The 24,028-nt window shown below is 71.9% G+C and carries 19 protein-coding genes; 7 read left to right on the top strand and 12 right to left on the bottom strand.

Going from position 1 to position 24,028, the window contains the following annotated elements; translation table 11 throughout:
* Positions 1 to 167: 167 nt before the first annotated feature.
* On the bottom strand, positions 168 to 749 hold the full coding sequence (locus ACGFIW_RS32170) for a YceI family protein (RefSeq protein WP_393323899.1): 582 nt from the start codon (positions 747 to 749) through the stop codon (positions 168 to 170).
* Positions 750 to 849: 100 nt separating this feature from the next.
* Between ACGFIW_RS32170 and ACGFIW_RS32165 the strand changes: the two genes are divergently transcribed.
* A complete protein-coding gene (locus ACGFIW_RS32165; protein WP_393323897.1) occupies positions 850 to 1,356 on the top strand; it encodes a MarR family winged helix-turn-helix transcriptional regulator in 507 nt (168 codons plus the stop codon).
* Between the two features lie 243 nt (positions 1,357 to 1,599).
* On the opposite strand, the gene ACGFIW_RS32160 is transcribed toward ACGFIW_RS32165, so the two are convergent.
* The 3 genes from ACGFIW_RS32160 to ACGFIW_RS32150 form a co-directional block, all read right to left on the bottom strand.
* The gene (locus ACGFIW_RS32160; protein WP_393323895.1) at positions 1,600 to 4,287 is read right to left on the bottom strand and encodes an ATP-binding protein; all 2,688 of its coding nucleotides are present in this window, start codon (positions 4,285 to 4,287) and stop codon (positions 1,600 to 1,602) included.
* Between the two features lie 134 nt (positions 4,288 to 4,421).
* Positions 4,422 to 5,570: an acyl-CoA dehydrogenase family protein gene (locus ACGFIW_RS32155; RefSeq protein WP_393323892.1), complete on the bottom strand. Its 1,149-nt coding sequence runs from the start codon at positions 5,568 to 5,570 to the stop codon at positions 4,422 to 4,424.
* A 71-nt stretch (positions 5,571 to 5,641) separates the two neighbouring features.
* Positions 5,642 to 7,174 (bottom strand): acyl-CoA carboxylase subunit beta, encoded by a 1,533-nt coding sequence (locus ACGFIW_RS32150; protein WP_393323889.1) that lies wholly within the window; start codon positions 7,172 to 7,174, stop codon positions 5,642 to 5,644.
* 170 nt (positions 7,175 to 7,344) lie between these two features.
* Between ACGFIW_RS32150 and ACGFIW_RS32145 the strand changes: the two genes are divergently transcribed.
* On the top strand, positions 7,345 to 7,905 hold the full coding sequence (locus tag ACGFIW_RS32145; RefSeq protein ID WP_393323888.1) for a snapalysin family zinc-dependent metalloprotease: 561 nt from the start codon (positions 7,345 to 7,347) through the stop codon (positions 7,903 to 7,905).
* Between the two features lie 54 nt (positions 7,906 to 7,959).
* Here the strand turns inward: ACGFIW_RS32145 and ACGFIW_RS32140 are convergent, their stop codons facing one another.
* Positions 7,960 to 8,880, bottom strand: a complete 921-nt coding sequence (locus tag ACGFIW_RS32140; RefSeq protein ID WP_393323885.1) for a hydroxymethylglutaryl-CoA lyase — start codon at positions 8,878 to 8,880, stop codon at positions 7,960 to 7,962.
* A gap of 1,026 nt (positions 8,881 to 9,906) precedes the next feature.
* On the opposite strand from ACGFIW_RS32140, the gene ACGFIW_RS32135 reads away from it, so the two are divergent.
* Entirely contained in the window at positions 9,907 to 10,641 is a 735-nt protein-coding gene (locus ACGFIW_RS32135) for a hypothetical protein (protein WP_393323883.1), read from the top strand.
* A 117-nt stretch (positions 10,642 to 10,758) separates the two neighbouring features.
* Here the strand turns inward: ACGFIW_RS32135 and ACGFIW_RS32130 are convergent, their stop codons facing one another.
* The 4 genes from ACGFIW_RS32130 to ACGFIW_RS32115 form a co-directional block, all read right to left on the bottom strand.
* The gene (locus ACGFIW_RS32130) at positions 10,759 to 12,096 is read right to left on the bottom strand and encodes an acetyl/propionyl/methylcrotonyl-CoA carboxylase subunit alpha (RefSeq protein WP_393323880.1); all 1,338 of its coding nucleotides are present in this window, start codon (positions 12,094 to 12,096) and stop codon (positions 10,759 to 10,761) included.
* Positions 12,097 to 12,167: 71 nt separating this feature from the next.
* The gene (locus ACGFIW_RS32125) at positions 12,168 to 12,758 is read right to left on the bottom strand and encodes a TetR/AcrR family transcriptional regulator (protein ID WP_393243947.1); all 591 of its coding nucleotides are present in this window, start codon (positions 12,756 to 12,758) and stop codon (positions 12,168 to 12,170) included.
* 103 nt (positions 12,759 to 12,861) lie between these two features.
* Positions 12,862 to 15,705 (bottom strand): hypothetical protein, encoded by a 2,844-nt coding sequence (locus tag ACGFIW_RS32120; RefSeq protein WP_393323878.1) that lies wholly within the window; start codon positions 15,703 to 15,705, stop codon positions 12,862 to 12,864.
* Between the two features lie 2 nt (positions 15,706 to 15,707).
* Positions 15,708 to 17,495: an HSP90 family protein gene (locus ACGFIW_RS32115; RefSeq protein WP_393323875.1), complete on the bottom strand. Its 1,788-nt coding sequence runs from the start codon at positions 17,493 to 17,495 to the stop codon at positions 15,708 to 15,710.
* Between the two features lie 118 nt (positions 17,496 to 17,613).
* Here ACGFIW_RS32115 and ACGFIW_RS32110 point away from each other — a divergent pair, with 118 nt between their 5' ends.
* Positions 17,614 to 18,843 carry an MFS transporter gene (locus ACGFIW_RS32110; RefSeq protein WP_393323872.1) on the top strand — a complete coding sequence of 410 codons (1,230 nt, stop codon included), beginning with the start codon at positions 17,614 to 17,616 and terminating at the stop codon, positions 18,841 to 18,843.
* Between the two features lie 39 nt (positions 18,844 to 18,882).
* Here the strand turns inward: ACGFIW_RS32110 and ACGFIW_RS32105 are convergent, their stop codons facing one another.
* The gene (locus ACGFIW_RS32105) at positions 18,883 to 20,040 is read right to left on the bottom strand and encodes an FAD-dependent oxidoreductase (protein WP_393323869.1); all 1,158 of its coding nucleotides are present in this window, start codon (positions 20,038 to 20,040) and stop codon (positions 18,883 to 18,885) included.
* Between the two features lie 107 nt (positions 20,041 to 20,147).
* On the opposite strand from ACGFIW_RS32105, the gene ACGFIW_RS32100 reads away from it, so the two are divergent.
* The 3 genes from ACGFIW_RS32100 (at position 20,148) to ACGFIW_RS32090 (ending at position 22,530) form a co-directional block, all read left to right on the top strand.
* Positions 20,148 to 20,729 carry a TetR family transcriptional regulator gene (locus ACGFIW_RS32100; protein WP_393323866.1) on the top strand — a complete coding sequence of 194 codons (582 nt, stop codon included), beginning with the start codon at positions 20,148 to 20,150 and terminating at the stop codon, positions 20,727 to 20,729.
* Between the two features lie 68 nt (positions 20,730 to 20,797).
* A complete protein-coding gene (locus tag ACGFIW_RS32095) occupies positions 20,798 to 21,346 on the top strand; it encodes a SigE family RNA polymerase sigma factor (RefSeq protein WP_393323863.1) in 549 nt (182 codons plus the stop codon).
* Positions 21,343 to 22,530, top strand: coding sequence for a hypothetical protein (locus ACGFIW_RS32090; protein WP_393323860.1), 1,188 nt, complete (start codon positions 21,343 to 21,345; stop codon positions 22,528 to 22,530). Before ACGFIW_RS32095 ends, ACGFIW_RS32090 begins: the two co-directional genes overlap by 4 nt.
* An 85-nt stretch (positions 22,531 to 22,615) precedes the next feature.
* On the opposite strand, the gene ACGFIW_RS32085 is transcribed toward ACGFIW_RS32090, so the two are convergent.
* Both ACGFIW_RS32085 and ACGFIW_RS32080 read right to left on the bottom strand, forming a co-directional pair.
* A complete protein-coding gene (locus ACGFIW_RS32085) occupies positions 22,616 to 23,518 on the bottom strand; it encodes a sulfurtransferase (RefSeq protein WP_393323857.1) in 903 nt (300 codons plus the stop codon).
* Positions 23,519 to 23,580: 62 nt separating this feature from the next.
* Entirely contained in the window at positions 23,581 to 24,027 is a 447-nt protein-coding gene (locus ACGFIW_RS32080) for a hypothetical protein (RefSeq protein ID WP_393323855.1), read from the bottom strand.
* Position 24,028 lies beyond the last annotated feature (1 nt).

The following is a 24,028-nucleotide window of genomic DNA, read 5'->3' as shown; positions in this document are numbered from 1 at the left end:
CGGACGCACTCGTGGCGCCATCTGTACCCCGTCGTCGACCGGCAGGACCCGGGAGCGGTGCGAACAAGTCGTGACAATTACCACGACCTCGACGGTGGCGGTGGAGACGACGCCGGGCCCGCGCCGACGTGCGGCGCGGGCCCGGCGTACCGGCGTTCCGGGGCAGGTCAGGCCTGACGGACTGCCTCGCCCTCGATCTCGATCTTGATCTTGCGGCTGACCAGCACGCCCCCGGTCTCCAGGGTGACGTTCCAGGTCAGACCGAACTCCTCACGGTCGATCTCGGTGCTCGCGGAGAAACCGAAGATGTCCTGACCGAACGGGCTGCGGCCGACACCCTCGAACTCCACCTCCAGCTCGACCGGGCGGGTGACGCCCCGGATGCTCAGCTCACCGGTGAGCACGAACTCGCTGCCACGACGGGACTTGACCCCGGTGCTGCGGAACTCAAGCGTCGGAAACTTCTCCGCGTCCAGGAACTCGGGGCTGCGCAGGTGCGCGTCCCGGTCGGTCTGGGTGGTGTCGATGCTGGCCGCCTGGATGGTGGCGGCGACCGACGACTGCATCGGGTCCTCGGCGATGGTGATGGTGGCGGTCGCCTCCTTGAACTCACCGCGGACCTTGCTCACCATCATGTGCCGCGCGACGAAGCCGACCCGCTTGTGCGCCACGTCCAGCGCGTAGGTGCCAGCCGCCGGGATGGTGAGGCCGTCCCAGTCGCGGGTAACCACATCGGTGCTGCTGGTCATGCTGCTGTCCTCCAGGGGGAATGTTGAATAGCCCAACGACTGCCGGAGCAAATATAACCGCAACAATATTCCCCGTGTCAAGTACTGCTAGGATGTACGAGTGACCAACGTCTTCGACGATCCCCGGATCACCGCCGTCGGCCTGCTCTTCGAGGCATACGCCGGGCTGTCAGCCCGGTTCACCGCCCAACTCGAGGAGCATGGCCTCTCCGCGGTCGAGTTCGAGGTCATCACCCGACTGGCCCGCTCGCCGGGCAACCAACTACGGATGACCGACCTCGCCGCACAGACCTCGTTGTCGACAAGCGGCGTGACGCGCGTGGTCGACCGGATGGAACGTGACGGGTTGCTCACCCGGCGGGCCTGCCCGAGCGACCGGCGCAGCTCGTACGCGGTCGTCACCGCCTCCGGAATGCAGCGACTGAACGAGACGCTGCCCGGGCACCTACAGATGATCGAGCAGTGGTTCACCGGCCAGCTCGAGCCGGAGGCACTGGCGGCCCTGCTCGACGGGCTACGCCGGGTCCGCGACGCCGCGCATCCGTGCGCCACCGCCGGCAGCGACGACATCATCCCCGAGCAACAGACCGGTGCCACCCAGCCCTGAGCACCCGGGGCGGTGATGGTCACCAACAGCGGCAGAAAAAGCGGCAGAACTGAGCCGGCCAAGCCGAAGAATGCCACCTAACCCGACTTTCTGCCTCCCTCGCGGTGGCAGGCTTCCTACACCGGGGATCAACCGGGGGGTGACGGCGCGGGCGATCAGCGAGGGGTAGCACCAAGGGGGCTCTTCGTCCGCGCCACTCTCCCCGCCCCGACGCCCATCAGCCGCGCTCGCGAGCGGCAGATCCTAGGGTGCCTCCGGGCCACTCCGGGTGGCGGTCAGCGCGTAGAGCAGGCCCGACTCCTGTGGCAGCAGCCGAATGCCACTCTCCTCGCAGACCCGCTCCAGCCGGTCCAGAACGGCCGGGTTCGCGGTGCTGGCCGCCAGTCCCACAAGCGCCTCCACCACATCTCGATGATCCTGACCCTTGGCGTCGACGGCGGCGGCGAACCACTCGGCGGCCAACTCCCGGTCACCCTGGTGCAGCGCCAGATTGCCCTCGATCAGCGCACAGAGCCCAGCCTCCGGCCCACCCGAGGACAGCGCCGCGTCCTCCGAGCGTTGTCGCGGCACCACGCCCCGCCGAGCCGATGCTCGCGCCGATTCGGCCGCCATCGCGTCGACAGTCCCCCCGCGCAGCTCGGTGAGCACCTCTGCCGCTTCCGCGCCCCGCCCGTCCTGGGCCAGCGCCAACCCGAGCTTCCCGAGCACCCGGCGGCGTCTCGGATCACCCAACTCGGACAACGCCGCGATCGCCCGCCGGCCCTGGTCGACGGCGTCCGCGTACCAGCCCTCCAGGCGGGCGACCTCGGCCCGGTTGGCCCAGGCCAGCACCCGAAGTCGCCGCTCGCCACTCTCGGCGGCGAGTCGGTCCACCGCGGCGAGCCTGCGCCGGGCCGCGGCCAGGTCACCCGTCCGGATCTCGTGCCAGGCGAGACTGTTCTGGGCTACCGCCAGATCCCGGGTACGTCCGTTGCGGGCCGCCAACCGCAGCGCCGTCTCGGCCTGCTCGCGGGCCTCGTCCTGCCCGCCGACGGTGATCAGCAGGATGCCGAGCATGTTTCGCGCCTCCAACTCGCCGGTGACGTCGCCGGCCTCCCGGAAGATGTCCAACGCCGCGCGTGCCGTCGACAGCTCCTCGGCGCCCGCGCCGTGCTCGGCCGCCAGCCGGGCAACCCCGAGCGCGGCCCAGCCCCGCAGGATCGGATCGGCGTGCACGGTCCGCGGGTCCGCCAGCAACCGCCGCAGCCACTGCCGCCCGGCGACGTCGCGCCCGCGGAACCGCCACCACCGGGGCAGGCACGCCGCCAGCCGCAGCGCGGTCAACGGGTCGTCGGTGGCCGCGTGGACCAGCGACGAGCTGATGTCACTGCTGATCTCGTCCAGCCGGTGCACCGCGTCGGGCAGCCGGGGGCCGACCAGGTCGCTCGCCGTCCGGGCCACCAGCCGCGCGATCACCTCGGCGTGCCGACGTCGGATGCCCGTCAACTCACCCGCGCCGGCCGCCTGCTCGACGGCGTAGTCGCGGACCGCGTCGAGCAGCCGGAACCGGAACGGCCCGGTGCCGCGTACGCTCAGCAGCCCGAGCTCGACGAACCGGTCCAGCAGTGCGACGGGGTCGATCGCCACCGTGCCGTCCCGGTCGGCCTCGTCGCCGAGCATCTCCTCGGCCAACTCCACCGACCAGCGGTCGCCGAACACGGCGAGCCGCCGCAGCGCTGCCTGCTCGTCCGGGGCGAGCAACCGGTAGCTGGTCGCCACCGCCTCGCGCAGGGTGACCGAGCCCGCCGCCGAACTCGTGTCGGCTTCGCCGGTGACGCCGGTGAGCGCATCCGGGGCGTCCCAGCCGGGGTGGACCGCCGGCTCGGCGGGGGTGGCGAGGTCGAGCACCCGGTCGCCGTACCGGTCGAGCAGTTCGACGAGGTCCAGGAGTCGGCCCCGGGCGGCCATCAGCTCGATGGCCAGCGGCAGCCCGCCCAGCCGGCGGACCAGCGCGGCAAGCGCTGGCAACTCGTCGCGGGTGGGCGGCTCCCGACGGACCTGGGCGAGCCGGGAGATGAACAACGCGACAGCCGGCCACGTGTCGAGCGGGGTCGATCCGGAGCGTTCGGCACCCAGTGGCGGCACGTCGAGAGGCGCGACCGGCCACACTCTCTCGCCCGGCAGTCCGACCGGGTGCCGCCCGGTGACCAACACCCGCAGCGAGGGCAGTGCGGCGAGCAGCCGGTGCAGCGTCGTGGCCACCGGGCCGGGCGCACGCTCCACCGCGTCCATCACCAGCAGCGCCGGCTGCCCGGCGAGCCGGGTCACGAGTTCCGGTAGCCGCGCCGCGCCGAGTACGCCCGTCGAGGCGGCGAGCACGTCCGGCCCCTCCGAGCCCTCACCGACAAGCATCCCGGCCACACCGGCCGGGTGGTCGACGGCCACCAGATGCGCCACCGCCGTCGCCAGGGCGGTCTTGCCGACCCCGGCCAGCCCGACCAGGCTCACCAGCCGGGGCCCCCGCTCGGCGGTCAGCATCTCGGCCAGCTCCGTGAGGTCGCGATCCCGGCCGACGAGCGTGATCGGCGGCGGGAGTGCGGCCGGCAGGTCGATGGGTGCCGCCTCCGCCGGCGTCCTGCCCTCGATCCCGAGCGCCGTCGGGGTGGCGTCCCCCCGGGGTGACTCGACGCCGGCGGGGCCACGGGCCGCGGCCAGGAACGCCGCCCGGCTGGTGCCGGTCAGCGCCAACGCCGCGGCGAGCAGATCGACAGTGGTGCGCTGCGGCCGGACCGACCGGCCGCGCTCCAGGTCACGCACGGTCCGCACACCCACCCCGGCCCGGGATGCCAGCTCGGCCTGGGTCAGGCCGGCGGCGCGTCGATGCCCGCGGAGCAGCTCCGGCAGGGAGGTACGCCCAGCCGGGCTCCGTGACCGATCATGATCCGGAGTCATGGCCACGAAGAGTACGGATGGACTACGACCGTCGGCAGCCGAACGTCGGGCTACCGACGTCCGTCGGCCGATAATCCGACAGCCCTACGGACAGCCCGCTCGGGGCCGATTGGTCGGCCTACCCGGTGGGCCTCTCAGAGGCCCAGATCACGAGCGATGATCATACGTTGCACCTCGCTGGTGCCCTCGCCGATTTCCAGGATCTTGGAGTCCCGCCAGAATCGGGCCACCGGGTACTCGTTCATGAAGCCGTACCCGCCGTGGATCTGGGTGGCCTCCCGGGCGTTGTCCACCGCGATCGTGCTGGCGTGCAGCTTGGCGATGGCGGCCTGCCGTTTGAACGGCTCGCCGGCCAGCATCCGGGCGGCGGCGTCGTAGTAGGCCAGCCGGGCGGTGTGCGCCTTCAGCTCCATGTCGGCGATCTTGAACTGGATGGCCTGGTTGGCACCGATCGGCTGGCCGAAGGCGTGCCGCTCCTTCGCGTACTTGATGGACTCGTCGACGCAGCCCTGGGCGAGGCCGACCGCGAGCGCCGCGATGGCGATCCGGCCCTCGTCGAGGATCCGCAGGAACTGGGCGAAGCCGCGGCCCCGTTCGCCGAGCAGGTTGGCCGCCGGCACCCGGCAGTCGTCGAAGGTCAGCTCGTGGGTGTCCGACGCGGTCCACCCCACCTTGGAGTAGCCGGGTGCCACGCTGAACCCGGGCGTGCCGGTCGGCACGATGATCGTCGACAGCTCCTTGGAGCCGTCCGGGGTCGTGCCGGTCACCGCCGTGACGGTCACCATGGCCGTGATGTCGGTCCCCGAGTTGGTGATGAACGCCTTCGAACCGTTGATCACCCACTCGTCACCGTCGAGCACCGCCCGCGTCTGGGTGCCGGCGGCGTCCGAGCCGGTGCCCGGCTCGGTGAGCCCGAACCCGGCCAGCGCCTCGCCGCTGAGCAACCGGGGTAGCCACGTCGCCTTCTGCTCGGCGGTGCCGAACCGGTAGATCGGCATCGCGCCCAGCGAGACCGCCGCCTCCAGCGTGATGGCCACGCTGGAGTCGACCCGGGCCAACTCCTCCAGGGCCAGGCAGAGCGCGAAGTAGTCGCCGCCCATGCCGCCGTGCTCCTCGCCGAAGGGCAGCCCGAACAGGCCCATCTTGCCCATCTGCCGGATCACCTCGTACGGGAAGGTGTGCTGCTCGTAGTGCTCGGCGATGACCGGGGCGACCACCTCGCGCGCGAAGTCCCGCACGCTCTCCCGCAGCGCCGCTTGGTCGTCGGTGAGCCGGAAGTCCATCTCATCCTCCTGTGGGGACGGTGCCGTCGGGCGCTCGTGACGCCGGGGACGGGTGGCGGGACGCCGTCGGGTCAGACCGGGGTGACGCCGTGCCGACGACGGGAGAAGTGCCGATCCTTGGTACGCGCCGCCGCGAAGCGACGGACCAGCTCGGTGCGCAGGTCGTGCGGCTCGACGATGGCGTCCACCACCAGCTCGCTGGCGAGCCGGACGACGTCGATGTCCTGCTCGTACTCGGCACGCCTGGCGGCCACGAAGGCGGCCCGTTCGGCCTCGTCCTCGATCGCGGCGATCTTGTTGGCGTAGACGGCGTTCACGGCGGCCTCGGCCCCCATCACCGCGATCTTCGCGCTGGGCAGGGCGATGGTGGCGTCCGGCTCGAACCCGGGGCCGGCCATCGCGTAGAGGCCGGCGCCGTACGCCTTGCGGACCACCACGCAGATCTTCGGCACCGTCGCCTCGGAGATCGCGGTGATCATCTTGGCGCCGTGCCGGATGATGCCCTGCTTCTCCACCGCGCTGCCGACCATGAAGCCGGGGACGTCACTGAGGAAGAGCAACGGCACGTTGAACGCGTCGCAGAGCTGCACGAACCGGGTGGCCTTGTCGGCGGAGTCGACGAAGAGCACGCCGCCCTTGAACATCGAGTTGTTGCCGAGCACGCCGACGACCTGACCGTCCAGACGACCGAAGCCGATGGTCAGCTCCCTGGCCCACAGCGCCTGGATCTCGAAGAACGAACCCTCGTCGAGCAGGCCCTTGACATACCGTCGCATGTCGAACGCCTGCCGCTCGCTGGCCGGCACCAGCGCGGCCAGGTCGACCTTCGCGGACGCCGGGACCGCCGGTGCGGCCGGCGGCGCCTGCGTCCAGTTCGCCGGCAGGTACGACAGGTAGGTCTTGACCACGTCGAGCGCGTCGGCCTCGGTCTTGCAGAGGAAGTGCCCCACGCCGGACTCGGCGGTGTGCACCTTGGCCCCGCCCATCGCCTCCAGGGTGGTCTTTTCGCCGGTGACCATCTCGACCATCCGGTCCGAGCCGAGATACATGCTCGCGTTGCCGTCGACGAGCGCCACCACGTCGCAGAACGCCGGAATGTACGCCCCTCCGGCGGCGCTCGGGCCGAACAGCGCGCACACCTGCGGGATCGAGCCGGAGGCGCGGACCTGGTTCCAGAAGATCTTGCCGGCACCGCGGCGGCCGGGGAAGAGGTCGACCTGGTCGGTGATGCGCGCGCCGGCCGAGTCGACCAGGTAGACCATCGGCACACCGGCGCCGTACGCCCGCTCGATGATCCGGATGATCTTCTCGACGGTGCGGGCACCCCAGCTGCCGGCCTTGACCGTGGAGTCGTTGGCCATCAGGCAGACCTGCCGGCCGTCGATGGTGGCGGTGCCGGTGACCACGCCGTCGGCGGGCAGCCCCTCGGCGAGCGCGTTGGCGTAGAGGCCGTCCTCGACGAACGAGCCCTCGTCGACAAGCAGTGCGACCCGCTCGCGGGCGAAGAGCTTGCCCTTGGCCGCGTTGGCGGCATGGTATTTGTCCGCGCCGCCGGACCGGGCTCGCTTGCGCAGCTGCTCCAGTGCCTCACCGTCGAGCGTCACGCCGACTCCTCCGCCATACTGACCTGAACGATCGTTAGGCTAGCGCATCGGCGCGACCGACCGCGACCCATGAGCGAATCAGACGGGCGAGGCCCAGCGCAAGACATTGAATAACGTGAATACTTGTCGCTAGGCTCCTGGCACCCCCTCCTCCCGGATTGGAGTCAGCGATGACCTCACGACTCAGTCGGCTCGCGGTCGCCCTGGTGGCGACGGCAGGTGCCACCCTCGGCGTCACGGTCGCCAACCCCGCGCCCGCGTCCGCCGCCGCGACCATCTGCTACAACACCAGCCAGGCAGGCGCCTACGCCGGCACCGCCAACCAGGCCGCCTCGATCTGGAACAACGCCACAGTCAACCTGACCCTCTCCGCCAACTGCGGCTCCAACCTGCGGATCTACCAGATCACCGGCGGGGGCTCGTACGCCGTGCGGACCAGCCTCGGCAACGGCCGGGTCTACATCGACACCCAGCAGGCCGCGCAGTACAGCCCGCTGCGGATCATGACCCACGAGATCGGGCACATCCTCGGGCTGCCGGACAACTACAACGGCAACTGCGCGATCCTGATGTCCGGCGGCAGCGCCGGCACCGGCTGCACCAACCCGTACCCGAGCAGCGCCGAGGCGAACCGGGTGAGCAGCCTCTTCGCCGGCACGTTCAGCGCTACCGACCGTAGTGCGGACATCTTCCGGGACAGCTGGCCGAGCGTGCTCACCCCGGTGAGCTGATCGACCTGGCAGGTGGGAGGGGCCGGCGCGTGCGCCGGCCCCTCCGTCGCGTCCTCAGCTCGGCAGCGGCGTCAGCCGGGTACGTGGGCCGGCCCGCAGCACGCCGGACGGCAGCTTCTTGCCGAGCAACTCCTCGGCCAGCTCCGCCACCTCGATCAGAGCCGCCAGGTCGATGCCGGTGTCGATGCCCATGTCGTGCAGCATGTGCACGGCCTCCTCGGTGGCCAGGTTGCCGCTCGCCCCCGGCGCGTACGGGCAGCCGCCCAGACCACCGACGCTGGCGTCGAACTCGGTGACCCCCAGCTCCAGCGCGGTCAACAGGTTGGCCAGCGCCGTACCCCTGGTGTTGTGGAAGTGCAGCAGCACCGGCACCCGCGCGTCGCGGTCGCGTACCGCCGTCAGCAGCTCGCGCACCCGACGCGGCGTGCCCATGCCGGTGGTGTCGCCGAACGCGACCCGGTCCGCGCCGTCACGGACGACCCGGTCCACGATCCCGGCCACCCGCTTCGGGTCGATGTCCCCCTCGTACGGGCAGCCGAAGCTGGTCGCCACGATCACCTCGACCCGCGCGGAGGCGCCGTGCAGCAGATCGATCAGCTCGGCGATGTCGTCGAGTGACTCGTCGGTGGACCGGTTGACGTTGCGCCGGTTGTGCGTGTCGCTGGCCGAGACCACCACCTCGATCTCGGTGAAACCGGCCGCGAGGGCGCGCTGGGCACCCCGGGTGTTCGGCACCAGCGCCGAGTAGCGCACCCCGTCGGCCCGCACCGCCCGCTGCCACACCTCGTCGGCGTCGGCCATCTGCGGAATCGCCCTGGGGTGCACGAACGACACCGCCTCGATCCGGCGTACGCCGGTGCCGGAGAGGGCGTCGAGCAGGCGCACCTTGGCCTCGGTCGGGATCGGGTCCTCGTTCTGCAACCCGTCCCGTGGCCCGACCTCGCGAATGGAGACGAAATCTGGCAATTCCGCCATGGGGTCACCTCACTATCTGCCCTGGTGGGACAACGGTAGCGACACCCCGGCCCGCATAACCGCCAGCGTCGAGGGCGGTACGGACACGGTGTGCGACGGCCGCACGCCGGGGTGGCCCGTCCAGTTGGCGCCGGACCACCCTTCGGCGGATGAATCAGGCCAGAAGGATGCCATCACGGGCGGCGGAATGGAACTGCGAGCGGTCGGGTGGCTACCTTGATGCCGGCGGGACTGCGGGGCCAGCCATCGGCTCGACCCCGCAGTCCGGACGCCTCCGGTGGTCAGCGCTGCGACGGTCCTTCCAAGAGCTCCGCAGCGCATCGGAGTGCGGTCGAGAGGGCGCCTGCGCACGCGGCGGCGCCCTCTCGACCCACGAGCAGGGCCACCACCACGGCGCCATCGGTGCCGAGCGACGCTTTCCGCAGAATGCGGACCGCACGCCGCCCCTCACTCAGCCAGTCTGCACCAATACTGTTCATCCCTCTTCCTCCGGCAATCGGTCCGCATTGCGGCGCTGCGGTTAACGTCGATGGAAGTTCCACGACTTATTCCACGATCAACAACCAATCTGGATCGGGTATTGGACGTTTCCATCCCCCTGGCAACGACCCGACCCGACGAACATGACGATCTTGTGACCGGGTTGCCGAAGGACTACCCGGCCAAACCCGACAGATGGCAGCGCCGCGAACACGGCCCGGCCAAATTGGTCTGGTGTAAGGGCTGAACGCAGGCTCATCGTGACAACCCGGCCAGCCACCCGGCCAGAATCTGACTTACGACACAGCTTCAGATACCCGATTGCTCGATCTGAGGCGGTAGAAATGTTGATCCCGGCGTCATGTGAGCTCTTGGAAGGACCCTCATGGCGCGGTTTGCGGGGGAGTCCATGACCACCGGATCGAAAGGAGCGATGTGAACGCCGAGGAAAATCTGCCACCCTCAGCAGAACGCACCCAAAGGCACCGGCTGGTCCCGCGGTCGACGCTCGAAGCGCAATATCGCCAGCGCTATCACAACCCCGCCGTGTCGGCGTACGCGCTGGCGGTCCGCGAGATCGTGGAGACCTGCCCCGAGATCGGGCCGATCGACACCTGGCAGAAACTGGCGGACCGGATCTACACGCCCCAGTCCGATCCCGACCGAGCCAGTCGGAGCAGGAAACAGTCCCTTCTGCGCAAGAAGCTGTCGCGACACTTCACCGCCGAGAGCAAGGGGCCGCCCTGGCAGACGGTGATGCTGGTGGTGAAGCACGCGCTGCCGCCGGAGTTCCGACGACAGTGGCTGGCCGACCTCGCCGAGTTGTACGAACTGGCCCGCGGCGAGCGGCCCCCGAATGGCGTTCGCGACGAACCCGCCGAGAACAGGACCGAGGTGCGGGACGGCCATGATCTCGAACGGTGCCTGCGCCAGAAGATCGCCGACCTGGAACGAGAGTGTCTCGACCTCCGGGTGGAGGTCAGCGAGTTGCGGGCCGCCCAAACAACTCGGTCCCTCGGCCCCACGTCAGACGATCTGCCTCGACAGCGCGAGCCGTTGAGCGGCTCGTCGACCCCGACGCCCAACGCCAGGCACTTCCCGCCCAACCAGGCCAGGGCTGGTGGTCCGGCCCAGAGCCACTACCAGGCACCGCGGCTGGACACGGGTTCGCCCGGCCTACCCGGGCAGAACAGGGGAGACCTGGGCCGCCTGGTCGACAAGCCCTGGCACGTCCGACAGCCCCAGCTCGACTCCCCCAACAGTCCACACCAACAGCCGTAACCCCCCACCCCGTCCAGCAACGGTGATCAAGAGGTTTGCGTCGTCCGGGACCGGAATCCTGACGCAAACCTCTTGATCACCGAGGACAAGGCCGGGGGTGGGGGCAGGGTGGGGGGGTTAGCGCATGCGGGGGACGATGCCGGTGTCGTAGGTGCCGGAGCGGAACTCTTCGTTGCTCAGCAGCTCGGTGAAGAAGGGAACGTTGTTCTTCGGGCCCTCGATCTGGAAGGCGGCGACCGCCTCCTGCGCGCGATCGAGCACTTCGTCTCGGGTGGTGCCGGTGACGATCAGCTTGGCCAGCAGGCTGTCGTAGAACGGCGTGACCGTGTTGCCCTCGGTGTAGCCGGAGTCCACCCGCACCCCCGTGCCCGTCGGCTCCACCCAGGTCCTGATCACGCCGGGGCCGGGCAGGAAACGCTTCGGGTCCTCGGCGTTGATCCGCATCTCGATGGCATGGCCACGCGGCGTCAGCGCGTCCGGGTCGAACGTCGGGCCCAACCCGGACGCCACCCGCAACTGCTCCTCGACCAGGTCGATGCCGTAGACGTACTCGGTCACCGGGTGCTCGACCTGGAGCCGCGTGTTCATCTCCAGGAAGAAGAACTCACCGGAGGCCGGATCCAGCAGGCACTCCACCGTGCCGGCGTTGCGGTAGCCGACCGCCTCCCCGGCGCGCACCGCCGCCGCCAGGAGGCGGGACCGCAGCTCCGGCGAAACCCCCGGCGACGGGGACTCCTCGACCAGCTTCTGGTTGCGCCGCTGCACCGAGCACTCCCGCTCGCCGAGCGCCACCACCCGGCCGTCGGCCAGGCCGAGGATCTGCACCTCGACGTGCCGCACCCGGGGAAAGAACCGCTCGATCAGCACCGAGCCGTCAGCGAACATCCGCTCGGCAAACGCCCGCACCCTGTCGTACTCGGTGCGCAGCGCGGTCTCGTCGACGGCCACGGCCATGCCCATGCCGCCACCGCCGGCCGCCGCCTTGACCATCACCGGGTAGCCGATCTCGGCCGCGGCCGTCACCGCCGCGGCCAGGTCGGGGGCCGGATCGGTGGTGCCGGGCGCGACCGGGACACCGGCCGCCGACATCAGGTTCCGGGCATTGATCTTGTCGCCCATCGCGGTGATCGCATCCGCGCCGGGCCCGACCCAGATCAGGCCGCTCGACCCGACGGTACGGGCGAAGTCGGCGTTCTCCGACAGGAAGCCGTACCCGGGGTGGATGGCCTGCGCACCTGTCGACTTCGCGGCGGCGAGGATCGCCTCGGTGTTGCGGTAGCTCTGCGCCGGGGCCGGTGGGCCGATGAGGACCGCCTCGTCCGCCTCGGCGACGAACGGCAGGTCGGCGTCGGCCTCCGAATACACGGCGATCGCGCGGATGCCGAGCCGCTTGGCGGTGCGGATGATCCGGCGGGCGATCTCACCCCGATTGGCGACCAACAGTGACTCGATCATTTTTCCTCCCGACGTCCGGATGTTGGGACGATGTCAGGGAATCATGACCGGCCTGCCTCTGACGAGTCGGCTCAGGCGAGCAGCGCGGCCAGGGTCGCACCGCGCAACAACTCGGCACGACGTCGCCGGTCCACCTCACCACCGAGGAACGGGGTCGAGTTCATCAGGCCGAACGCGGCGTGCGCGAGCACCCGCGCCTCGCCGTCGGGCATGCCCGGGTGCAGCGCCGTGAGCACTGTCACCCATTCCTCGACGTAGAGCCGTTGCAGGCGGCGAATGCGCCGCCGCGGCTCCTCCGGCAGGCGGTCCAACTCGTGCAGGTGCAACGCGATCACCGCCGGGTTGGCCAGCGCGAACTCGACGTGAAAATCGATGAGCGACTCCAGCACTCCGCGCGGGTCGTCCGGCCGTCCGGCGGCGCGTTCCCGCCCGCCGGCCAGCAACCCCTCACTCACCGGGATGAGCGCGGCGGCCAGCATGGCCTCCTTGCCGGCGAAGTGGTGGTAGAGCGCCGGACCGGTAACCCCGGCGGCCCCGCCGATGTCATCCATCGACACACCGTGATAGCCGCGGGCGGCGAACAGGCCGACCGCGATCTCCAGAATCTCGTCCTTGCGGGACCTGCGCCGGCCCGCACCCCGTGTCTGCTGCTCCACCGTCACCGGGCAAGCCTAGACCGCGAACCGCGTGCGGTGGTTGCCCGTGAGTTTCGCTCGCGCCGGGGTCGGGCCGCCCCTGACCTGGTCGGGGGCGGCCCGCTCCGGGTCAGTCGTCCTCGTCCAGGTCGTGCTCCGCGCGCAGTGCGGCGGCCTCCGCGGGCCGATCGAGCAGATCCAGCGCACGAGCCAGCAGCCAGGCCGTCTGGCGGACCGGCTGCGCGTCGGCCGGCAGCCCACCGAGCACCCGGCGCAGGAGCGCCTCCGCCTCGGCCGGTCGCTCCAGGCGCAGCAGCAGCTCACCGGTGAGGCGCTCGGCCATGGCGGCCTCACTGAACGCCCCGATCGACCGCAACCGGTCGGGCACCCCGGCGAGCCGGCCCAACGCCTCGTCCAGTCGACCCGCACCGGTGAGCACCCGTGCGCCGACCTCGGCCGCCATCGCCAGCTCGTACGTCACCGACGGCTCGGTCTGCCCGGCGAGCTTCGCCGCCACCCCGTCCACCACCTCGACGGTCCGCAACGCCGTGTCCCGGTCGTCGGCCCAGAGCCAGGCGTACGCCTCCCGCCGACGGGCGCGCAGCTCGTCCAGCGGCAGGTCGCCGAGCCGGTACTCCTCAGCCGCGGCGGCGAACCGCCCACCCGCCAGCGCGTCCCGGTCGGCGTCGAAGAGGATGCCGCCGGCCTCCTCCAGCACCTGCGCCCGGTAGGGAAGGTTGTCCGGGCCGTCCAGATTGACGGCCAACTGCTCCAGCAGGGCCAACGCCGGGTCGACCGCACCGAGCCTGGCGTAGACGCCGGCCAACAGGTGCCGGCAGCGGTCGGCCTCGGCCTGGGCGCCCATCCGGTCCAGGCCGAGCACGGCCTCCTCGGCGACCTCGGCGGCCTCGGCGAGCCGACCCACCATCTGGTACGCGTTCGCCAGCTCCCACCGCAGGAACGCGTCTCCCGCGGCACCCTGCTCCACGCACAGCGTCACCGCCTCGACGAAGTCGTCCACCGCGTCCACGGCCCGGCCGGCCGACTGTAGGGCCCGGGCGCGGGCGACTCGGACCGGCAGCTCGGCGTCCGCCGGTGCCGCCTCCAGCGCCTCGTCGCAGGCGGCCACGGCGTCCGCCGGCTCCTCCGCCAGCCGCGCATGGGCCAGGCAGGCGGTCACGAGCACCTCGCCGACGCCCAGCTCACGGCCGAGCTGGCGGGCCTCGTCGACGGCGGCGCGGGCCTCGTCGACGCGGTCCAACTGCTCCAGCAGGTGCGCCCGGTACGTCGCGATCCGGGCCAGCAGATGCCGGTCGCCGCCAGCGTCTGCTGGTGCCCGGTCGAGCGCGGCGAGCGCGTCCGCCCAGCGCTCCCGGTGCAGCAGCGCCGACGCCAACCGGACGTGTCCGCCCGCACGCTCCCGGGCGTCGCCGGACCGGTCCAGGGCCTCGGCCGCCTCGCGGGCCAGCGTCAGCCCCTCCTCGGCGCTCTCGTCGGACCGGGCCAACAGCACGCCGAGCCGCCCGGCGACCACCTGGGCGGGCACGTCCTCGCCCACCTCCCGGTACAGCGTCAGCGCCGCCCGGTTCAGCTCGACCGCGCTCTCGAAGTCTTCCTCGTCGGCACGCTCGCCCGCCCGCAGCGCCAGCCGGTGCGCGGACGTACGTGCGGGCAACTCGGCGGAGCCGAACCGTTCGTCGAAGGCGACAAGCGCCGCCCGGAAGGTGGTCTGGTCGTGTCGACCCCAGCTCCGGTCCGCGAGGTCCAGCAGGTCGTCGGGGCCGGCGTCGGCGGGCAGGTCGACGGTGGGTCGTGCACCCCTGCCGGGCCGTACCCGCTCGGCCCGGTCGGCGGTCCGACCGGTCGGGCGGCGGCGGACACTCGCCGACAGCGGCAGATGCTCCCCGCTCGCCCGCACGGCCAGCCGACGGGCGATCCACTCCGACTGGTGGGCGGTGCCGTTACGGGCGTCGAAGCGGGCGGCCAGACCTGTCGCGGTCTCGGCCAACTCGTCCGCCAGCGCCGCCGCGGACACCTCGGCGGCGGGCCGGCCCTCGGCGGCCCGGCGGTACACGGTCAACTCGCCGGCCTGCCGCAGCGCCGCGGCGGCGGTCGCCGCGAAGTGCATGGCGGCGGCCGGCGACGGCGGCTTGTCCAGCCAGTCCAGGTGTCGCTCGACCAGCTCCACGGCCCGCGCCTCGTTGCCGGTCAACGTGCAGAACTCGACGTGGTCGCCGATGTCCCACAGGTCGGCGAGGTTGCCGCGCAGCCGGCGGTACGCCTCCCGGTGCGCGTCCCGCGCCTCCTCGGCCCGCCCGGTCCGCAGGTACGGCAGGAGCAGCGCGGTGAGGATCGCCTGCGGCTGCTCGTTGCAGTTGAGCCGACCGGCGAGCACCGGCTCGGCCAGCTCCACCGCCTCGGCGTCCCGCCCGGTGTCGGCGAGGTAGCCCACCTGGCCCGTCGGATCACAGCCGGCGCAGTCGGACAGTTCGTCGCGCGGGGTGGTCTGCCAGAGCCGGTACCAGTGCGCGGCCGCCTCGGCGTCGCCCACGTGGTCGGCGACCCGGAACCGGTGCTTGTGCACGGCCTGCAGGCTGTGCCCGCCGGCCCGGTAGCGCCGCTCCATGTCGTCCAGCACGGCGTACGTGCGGTCGAGCGGCACCTCCGGGAAGTTCAGCAGGCCGTTGACCATGTACTTGAAGTGCCACAGCAACTGGTGCAGGTGGTTCTGGTGGTAGGGCTGCGGGTCACCGTCGAACTCGGACAGACACCAGGAGAAGGTCACGAAGGACTTCGCCGGCTCGCCGCCGTAGATGTAACCGGTGGTGGCCTGCATCCTGGTGACGAACGCGAGTTGCCGGTCGTCGGAGGCGTCCACCCGGCGCAGCAGTTGCTCCAGCGCGGCGATCTGCCCCGCCCCGTACGGCATGTCGGCGATCCCGCGCAGCACCCGCCACAGATCCTCGTCGCTCATGCTCACTCCCGTCCCGGAACAGCCCGGCCGAGCAGGCCGAGGAAGGAATCGTTCAGCAGCGCGGCGTCGGCCGCGCGGATCGGATGGTGGCCGAGCAGCAGCGCCTGTCCGTACAGGGCCTCGACGGCGAGACCGACAAGCTCCGGGTCGCTCAGCGTGGCCACCCGTCGTACCAGCGGGTTGCGGTGGTTGAGCACCAACTGCGGGCGGTCCGGCGGGGCGGTGGCGGCGAGCGCGTCGAGCACCCCGCCCCACAGCTCGTCGGCCCGGTCCCGACTGGCCGCGAGCTGGTCGTTGAACGCGGCCGACCGGCTCACCAGGTAGAGCGCGGGCAGCGAGACCGGCTCGTACGCCCGGATGACCACCTCGCAGCCGGACCGTTCGACGGCCCGTTGCGCCGTGGTGAGGAACTGTCGCAGCGCCAACTCCACCTGGGGGTCGAGTGCGTCGAAGCGGGTGGTGAGGTCGCTCGGCTCCAGCCGCTCGATCAGCACCGAGCGGTCCACCACCGGCAGCCGCTCGATCAGCTCGGTGTCGTACGTGTAGCCGGCGTTGACCACCGCCAGGTCCTGCGCGGCGGCCACGGCGGCGAGCTGACGGAACTCGTCGAGGCTCGCCGCGTAGCGGACCACGCCGTAGCGCTCGCGGAACTCGGCGAGGGTGAGCGTGCCGACGTTGCTGTCCATGGGCCACCACCTGTCGACCAGCCGGAGCATCTCGTCGTCGTGCAACGCCAGGGCCTTCACGCCGAGGTGGTGCACCTGGAGGAACTGCGCCAGCCGGTGCGGGTCGTGCCGCGCCAGCCGCACCAGCCAACCGCGTACCTGGTCGCCGAGCGCCTTCCGGGTCGCCGTCAGCAGCGTGTCCTCGTAGAGGGCCTCCCGGCTGGCGGTCGGACGCAACTCGGTCGCGTCCACCACGCAGTGCGCGAAGAACGCCCACTCGGGCAGCAGCCCGTCGGCGTTCTCGGTGAGAAGCATCCGCTTGAGGTAGACGCGGTGCCCCGCCCGGGCCGCCGGGTTCACCGGAGTGGGCAGGATGACGGCGACGCCGGTCAGCCCGGCCTCCGGTACGGCCAGCGGCAGCACGTCGAACGGGTCGACGCCGAGCGTCTCCCGCGCGTACCGGATCAGTGCCGCGCGGTCCGGCGGCGCACCCGGCGTGGTCGGCCACGGCGGTGCCCCGGTGGTGGTGACGACGTCGCCGACGCGGACGGTGACCGGCAGCAGCGCCCCGAAGAGTCGGGCCAGGTCGGTGACGGTCGGGGTGGTGAACCACTGGTCGGCGTCGCGGCGGGGCACCAGCGTGACGGTGGTGCCCGGCTCGGCGCGGGCGGCCTCCGGCGGGGCCAGCGTCACCGCGTAGCGGCCGTCGGCGTACCCGGTCCAGCGAACCGTCGGATTGTCGCCGTGCCGGGTGAGCACCTGGATCTCGTCTGCCACCAGGAAGCAGGAGAGCAGGCCGATGCCGAACTGGCCGAGGAACTCGTGCCGGGAGAAGCCCAGCTCGTCGCGCTTCGAGCTGCGGCCGATGGTGGCCAACAACTCGTGCACCTGCGCCTCGGTCAGACCGATGCCGGTGTCGTGCACCCGCAGCGTGCCGTCCCCGGTGCGGTCCGGGGGTTCGATGCGGACCAGCGCCGGCGCGTCCGGCTCGGCCGCACGTCGGGCGGTGATCGCGTCCACCGCGTTCTGGAGCAGCTCGCGGACGTAGACCCGCGGGCTGCCGTAGAGGTGATGACTGAGCAGGTCGACCACGCCACGCAGGTCGACCTGGAAAGTGTGGTCCACGCCTGTTTCTCCCCGGTCCGGTACCGGCGCCCACCGTACCGATGATCACCGACAGGCGCGTCCCTCTTTCGTCTCGACGGCTTGACCCTCGACCCGGTCGAACCCGCACGGTCACCGGATGACCTCCTCCGCTCTCGGCCGGGACTTCCGGCTGCTCTGGTCCGCCGCCGTCTCGTCGCGGCTCGGGGACGCGCTGCGTACGCCGGCGCTGGCTCTGCTGGCCACGGCGGTGACCCGCGATCCCCGGATCATCGCCGCGGTCACCGTGGCCGGTCAGCTACCGCCGCTGCTCTTCGGCCTGCTCGGCGGCGTGTACGCGGACCGCTGGGACCGCCGTCGGACGATGGCCCTGGTCGACGGGGTACGGGCCATCGTGGTGGCGACGCTGGCCGTGACGGTCGCCCTGGACCGGGTCGGCGTCGCGGTGCTGCTGCTGGCGGCGTTCCTCCTCGCCGCGCTGGGCACCCTCTTCGACTCGGCGTCGTTCGCACTGCTGCCCGCGCTGGTGCCCCCGGACGCGCTGCCCCGGGCGAACGGTCGACTTCAGGCGGGGTCCGCGGTGGCCGGCGGCTTCCTCGGCGCACCCGCCGCCGGTGTCCTCTTCGCCGCCGCCCCGGCCCTGCCGTTCGCCCTCGACGCCGTCACCTTCGCCGCCGCCGCCCTACTCGTGCTGGCCCTGGCACCGGTACCGGTCGCGAGCGCGCCCGCGCGGCGCGGATCGGTGTGGAGCGAGATCACCGAGGGGATGCGGTGGCTGCGCGGGCACCGGACACTGTGGCGGGTCACCCTGCTGGCCGCCGCGAGCAACCTGGCGATCAGCGGGATCATGGCGGTGCTGGTGCTCTACGCGCTGGACGTGCTGCGGGTGCCGCCCGCCGGGTACGGGCTGTTCGCCGCCGCCGCCATCGTCGGCGGTGTGACGGGGGCTCTCGGGGCGGGTCGGCTCGCCGCCCGGTTCGGCACGGTGTCGACGCTGCGTGCGGTGCTCGCCGCGCAGACCGTGGCGCTTACCGGGTTCGCGCTGGCTCGGCATCCGGTGCCGGGCAGCCTCGCGTTGGCCGTCTTCGCCGCCGGCACCGTGGTGTGGAACAGCCTGTCGGCGTCGTACGGGCAGCGGCACGTGCCGACCGGGCTGCTCGGCCGGGTGGGCGCGGCCCAGCGGATGGTCGGTCTGCTCACCGCACCGGTCGGGGCGGTGCTCGCCGGTCTGGCTGCCGCGGCGTACGGCACGGTGCCGGTGGCGGGCGCGGCGGCCGGCACGTTCGCGCTCGTCACGGTGGCCGCGTGGCGGACACTGCGACCGGCCGCGGCCGGAGTGCCGACCCCCACCGGCGTCGGCGTCGGCTAGCCCGGCGTCGGCTAGCCCGGCGTCGGTGCCCGGCGTTGGCTAGCCCGGCGTCGGTGCCCGGTGCGACAGCCCGGACAGGCGCAGCGCGACCTTCCGGCGCGCTGGCGGCAGTGCGCCGAGCACCCGGAGCAGCACGTCACGGGCCGGTCGGCGGGCCGGGGAGACGGTGGCCAGCCGGGTCAGCCCGGCGGCGAAGCTCAGCACGTCCTCGGCCATCGGCCGCTGCCGGGCGCTGTAGTCGTCGAGCAGCGATTCGGGGCCTCCGTCGAGGACGTCCGCCACCGCGGTGCCGAGGGCGACCGCGTCGCAGATGCCGAGGTTCATGCCCTGACCACCGGCCGGGCTGTGCACGTGCCCGGCGTCCCCGGCCAGCAGCACCGGCCCGGCTCGGAAGGTGTCGGCGAGCCGGTGGTGCACCCGGAACCGGGAGCCCCAGAGCACCTCGGTCACCCGGTCGGGACGTCGCGCCGGGCCACGCTCGTCGAGCAACCGCTGGAGGTAGGCCGCATCCGGATCCGCCGGAGCCGTCGCCACCGCGGCGACCAGCCGGACCACTCCGTCCGGGAGGGGCGCCCAGATCAGCGGACCGGACCGGGCGAGGAAGAGCGCCACCTCGTCACCGGGCAGTGCGCTGTCCACCCGTACGTCGGCGAGCACGAAGGATTCCTCGTCGCTCGGGCCGGTGAAGCCGATGCCGGCCGCCTGCCGGACGGTGCTGTGCAGGCCGTCCGCACCGATCACGTACCGGGCGCGCAGCGTCTCCCCGTCGACCCGCGCGAGCACCCGGTCGCCGGCCGGGGTCAGGCCGGTCAACCGCGACGGCCGCCGGACCTGGACGCCGTGGGCGGCCAGGCGGCCGGTGAGGACCGCCTCGGTGACCGACTGCGAGACCAGCAGCGCGTAGGGGAAGGGGGATGGCAACTCGTGGAACGGCACCGCCAGCAACACCCGGTCCCGGTCGCGCACGGTGAAGCGCGGCGACCGCACCCCCTGGGCGACAAGCGGCGCCGCCGCGCCGATCCGGTCCAGCACCTCCAGGGTGTACGCGTGCACGACTGCCGCCCGGGAGGTTGCGGGCGGCTCGGTCAGTTGGTCCAGCACGGTCACCTCGATCCCGCGTCGGGCCAGCGTCAGCGCGGTGGCGAGACCGGTGGGGCCAGCGCCCACCACCAGGACGTCGGTGTTCACGGGCAGCATGGCCACCTCCGGAGAGACTGTTGCCAACGGTTGTTGGCAAACACTTGTTGGCGACGCTAGAAGGCTGCTGATTGTGTGTCAACAGTTGTTGGCATACGGTCGTGGACATGACAGCGTCCGCCCAGCCGACCCACCCCCGCCGCTCCGACGCCACCCGGGCGGCGATCCTGCGGGCGGCCCAGGAACGCTTCGCGGCGGACGGATACGAGCGCGCCACGATCCGGGCCATCGCCGCCGACGCCCAGATCGACCCGTCGATGGTGATGCGCTACTACGGCAGCAAGGAGGGGCTCTTCGCGGCGGCGGCCGAGTTCGACCTGCGCCTGCCCGATCTGGCCCCGGTGCCGCCCGCTCGCCTCGGCGAGGTGCTGATCCGGCACTTCCTCGCCCGTTGGGAGGGCGACGAGACACTCGTGGCGCTCCTGCGGGCCGCCAGCACCAATCCGGGTGCCGCCGAGCGCATGCGGGGCATCTTCGCCGACCAACTCACCGCCGCCGTGGCCACGTTCGGCACCGACCCGGCGCTGACCGCCCGGCGCGCCGGTCTGGTGGCCAGTCAGATCCTCGGCCTCGCGTTCACCCGATACATCGTCCGCCTGCCACCCATTGTGGACGCGCCCGCCGAAGACCTGGTCTCCTGGATCGCACCGACCCTTCAGCGCTATCTGACCGGGTTGCCGGAAAGCTGACCCAACCTTTTACCCCTCCCCGTGCGTCTGGCAGGTGACGCGTGACGCGACGCCGGAAGGGAGGGCGGATGGTACCGACGAGACACGACGGACGCGACGGCTACCTCGCCTTCGTGGAGAGCCACCAACACCGGCTGCTCCGCGCCGCCTACCTGATCTGTGGCAACCGCCACCAGGCCGAGGATCTCCTCCAGGAGGCCCTGCTCAAGCTGGCGCTGCGCTGGGCATCGGTTCGGGACGGCGACCCCGCCGCGTACGTGCGGGCCATCCTCTACCGGGACGCGGTGTCGTGGTGGCGTCGCCGACGCCGGGAATGGCTGAGCGCCACACCGCCGGACCGGGCGACCCACGACCGTGACGGCGCACTGCGGCTGACACTGCACGACGCACTGGGCCTGCTGCCGCCCCGGCAGCGGGCCGTCCTGGTGTTGCGCTACTACGAGGACCTGACCGAGGTCGCCACCGCCGAGGTGCTCGGGGTGACCGTCGGCACCGTGAAGAGCCAGTGTCACGCGGCGCTACGCCGCCTCCGCGAAGCCGCCCCAGATCTCGCCCAGAACACCCGAGCGGGTCAGGGCACGGCCGATCTGGCCACCGGCGTGGAGGTGAACCCGTGAACGAGCAGGATCTGCGCCAACTCCTGACCGCCAGCGTCGAGGACGTCCTACCCAACCAGCCTGCGTCGACGGGATGGGACCGGGCTCGGCGTAGGCGGCGTGCCCGGCGGGCGGTCGGCGGGGTCGTCCTGGCCGTGGCACTGGTCGGCGGTGCCACGGTGGCGACCCTGCGATCGCCCGCCGACCCGCCGCCGAACCACTCGGTGGCACCGACCCCGACCGTCGTCCCGACGCATCCGGGCCCCGTGCAGCATCCGCCCGCCGAACTGACGTTCCCGCCCGATCCGCTGGCCCGACTCAGCGGCCCGGCGACCGTGCCGCTCTCCGAGCAACCGGTCCAGCGGGCGCTGGCGCTGTTCCAGCCGACGGACGAGGAAAATCGCGCGGACGGCCCGGTCCGGGTGCTCGGCAACGACGGTGTGGTGCGCAGTCTCGACGTGGTGACGCTGGCACCCACCCGGGATGCGGGCTACAACGAGGCACCCGCCGTGAAACCGGGCGTGCTGTCGCCGGACGGCAGGTCGGCGGCGTTCGCGCAGACCAGGGAACTGGTCATTGTCGACCTCACCACCGCGGAGGTACGCCGGATTCCGCTCGACGGCTATCTGGAACGGGTGGTCTGGGCGAACGACCGGGTGCTTGTCGGCAGCGAGGACCGCACGTACGCGGTGGACCGGGCCACCGGGACGGCGAGCACGATCGACGTGTCGACCTGGGCCGTGGTCGCACCCGACCCGGCAGCCGGCCGCGAGGCACCGCTGGTGGAGTTGATCGGCGAGCGGAGCAGCCTGAAACTGCGCACCCGGACCGCCCGCGAGGCCACGATCCGTTCCGAGGAACGGATCACCGGCGACGCGCTGCCCTCGCCGTACCAGGTCAACGAGTTCTACGGCCGGGGCTGGCTGCATGGTGGGCGGCTGGCCAGCGCGGCGTGGATCACCAACCGTGAGATCGACGGTGCCGAGGCGGCGGCCGTGCTGGACGCCCGGACCGGAGCGGTGGTGCACGTGCTCGACCTGGGTCGGGAGCGCAGCAAGGGCTGCTGCGAGGTGCTGGGCTGGGACAACAAAGGTTCGGTGCTGCTCCGGCTGGAACCGGCCGCCCTGGCCCGTTGGAACCCGGAGACCGGCGAGATCACCGGGATCATCCGCGACCTGCGGGGCGTACTCGCGGTCGCCGGCTGAAACGACCGTCCCCGCGCGACAGGGCATCGCGCGGGGACGGTCCAAGCCGGCAGCGCCGCTCAGGCGGCCAAGCCGGCAGCGCCGCTCAGGCGGCCAAGCCGCCGGGCTGGTCGCCCTTGACGACGGGTGCCCGGACCAGGTTGCCCCACTCGGTCCACGAGCCGTCGTAGTTACGCACCTGCGGGTAGCCCAGCAGGTGCCGCAGCACGAACCAGGTGTGGCTGGACCGCTCGCCGATGCGGCAGTACGCGATCACGTCGTCGTCGGGGCTCAGCCCGAGCTGGTCGGCGTAGATCGCCTTCAACTCGTCGGCGGACTTGAACGTGCCGTCATCGTTGGCGGCGGACTTCCACGGCTTGCTGACCGCCCCCGGGATGTGCCCGCCCCGCAGCGCGCCCTCCTGGGGGTAGTCCGGCATGTGCAGCGTCTCGCCGGTGTACTCACCCGGGGACCGGACGTCGACGAGCGGCCGGCCGGCGGCGATGTGCGCCATGACCTGCTCACGGTAGGCCCGCAGCGGCGCGTCGTCCCGCAGTGGCACCGGGTAGTCGGCGCGGGGGCGCGCCGGCTTGTCGCGGGTCACCTCGCGCCCCTCGGCGATCCACTTCTGCCGGCCGCCGTCGAGCAGCCGCACGTCCGCGTGGCCGAAGAGCGAGAACACCCAGAGGGCGTACGCGGCCCACCAGTTGAAGTTGTCGCCGTAGAAGACGACGGTGTCGCCCCGGCCGATGCCCTTCGCGGCGCACAACTCGGCGAAGCTCTCGGCATCCAGGTAGTCGCGGGTCACCTGGTCGTTCAGCTCCAGGTGCCAGTCGACCTTCACCGCACCGGGGATGTGACCCGATTCGTAGAGCAGCACGTCCTCGTCGGACTCGACAACCACGAGGCCCTCGTCGCCCAGGTGCTCGGCCAGCCACTCGGTGGTGACCAACCGTTGCGGATCCGCGTACGACTGAAGGCGGGGATCAGGATCGTTCGGCACAGACATGATCCCCAAACTACGCCGTAACCCGGCCCGGTGAACGACCATCGGGGTGCGACTCGGCGCACTCAGGCGCGGCGGTGCACGATCCGACCGGCCACCACGGTCACCAGGCAGGCCCCGTCGGCCGCGTGGACCGCGAGGTCGGCACGCGCGCCCACCCGCAGCGTGGGCGGCACCGCGGCGGGCAGCACGAGCAGGTCACCCCGGTCGACGGCGGCCCGCAGCGCCGGGTCGGCCAGGTGGTCCACCAGCACCGCCGTCACCCCGATGCGCAGCAGCGCGTGCACCCGCTCGCGTGGGGTGGGCGCCGCCGGCAGCGCAGCGTCGTGCAGCAGGCCCGGCCCCAGCGTGCCGGGCCAGCGGCGGACGCGGACACCCGCGTACGCCGCACTCAGGTCGGCCAGCGGACCGACGGCCTCGACGCGGTCGCCGCCCACCAGCACGGCGTGCTCCGGCTGCGACTCACCATCGGCGGTGAATCGCAGCAGCGGCGCGGTGTGCAGGGTTCGCACG

Origin of the sequence: Micromonospora sp. NPDC048935 (assembly GCF_043197875.1) — a bacterium.
Lineage (GTDB): Bacteria > Actinomycetota > Actinomycetes > Mycobacteriales > Micromonosporaceae > Micromonospora.
Note: the sequence above shows the minus strand (reverse complement) of the source record. Positions and strands in the feature narration are given on the sequence as shown.